Here is a 1,137-nt window from a genome sequence, read left to right as displayed (position 1 = left end):
TTTCTTCTGTTCTTCTACTTTCTTTTGTCCTTCCGCTTCAATTGCAACGTTTAATTGTTGCTGAAGAGCCTGAATTTGCTCATCAATAGCTTTCAAGCTAATTTCTTTCTCAATATAGTCATGTTTCTCTTTGATACTGCGAAAGCCTTCATTTACATATACGGACACTTGCTGCATCGACTCATCTTTATTTACCTTTAATTCTTCTTGTATTTGATTGTAAGGAGCCTCTATTTCAGTATATACATTTTGCAGAGCTTCCTTCTCAGCAACAATTTTCCCACGCCCTTGTTGCCATACAGAAATCGCCTGTTTTATTTCTTCAATAGAAGTTGCTTTCGATTTCCCCTTCATCGTTCCATACTCACGCTCAATAAACTGTTTATGTTTCTCAGATTGCTCTTTTAACGTATTAACTGTTTTCGGAAATATAATTGCTGTAGAAAGCGTCGCTTCCACTTTCGTTTCATGAATGAACGCCGCTTCTGTATGCGTCATAATTTGAGATCCTAAATAAAACGTAATAGAACACATACACGGCAATATAAGCATCTTTTTAAAATTACGCGGTCTTTTCAGCATCTTAATCTCTCCCATCGAACATTACGTTCTTTATACAGAACATTATCTATATTATAGTAAAGAACCATTAAAATTGATAGACAAATACTAGAAAAATAGAAAAAGGGCTATCCATGTGATAGCCCTTTTTGTTATTATCTTTCTTCACCTGCTGTTTGTTGTGCATCAAACGTCCAATTTAATTGTAACTTATCGCCTTGGAATTGATTTTGATCTTTTCCATTATCAACGAACTCAAATTTCACTTTGAATTTATCAGATTTACCTGCTGAAATACCTTTTTCATCCCAGAACCAAGCCGATAAATCATTATCTACAGCTGTAAGTGTGTCACCTTTTAATTTATCTAAAGTAGTTTGTTTCACAATTGTCTCATGCTTATCTACATTTTTTAAGAATGTTACTTTAATATGTTTACCAAAATCATCTTTATTATCTTTCTTTACATCTTCTACATTATAATCTGTTTTCAGTAGAACCTTTTTAATATCTAAAGAGCCTTTATTTTCTAGTTTAAATTCTTTTTCAATTGTATCCCCAGGTTTTAAATTCGAT

Annotated in this window: 2 protein-coding genes; both read right to left on the bottom strand. The window is 32.7% G+C overall.

Features of this window, described 5'->3' with window-relative positions; genetic code table 11:
* On the bottom strand, positions 1-597 hold a 597-nt coding region (locus tag MR167_RS31500; RefSeq protein WP_242316232.1), incomplete at its 3' end, for a DUF4047 domain-containing protein.
* A 119-nt stretch (positions 598-716) separates the two neighbouring features.
* A partial coding sequence (locus MR167_RS31495) for a CalY family protein (protein ID WP_242316231.1) occupies positions 717-1,137 on the bottom strand: 421 nt, incomplete at its 5' end.

It is taken from the genome of Bacillus cereus group sp. BfR-BA-01355 (assembly GCF_022663675.1).
Lineage (GTDB): Bacteria > Bacillota > Bacilli > Bacillales > Bacillaceae_G > Bacillus_A > Bacillus_A thuringiensis_S.
The sequence above is the reverse complement of the archived record's forward strand: the minus strand, read 5'-3'. Positions and strand labels throughout refer to the sequence as shown.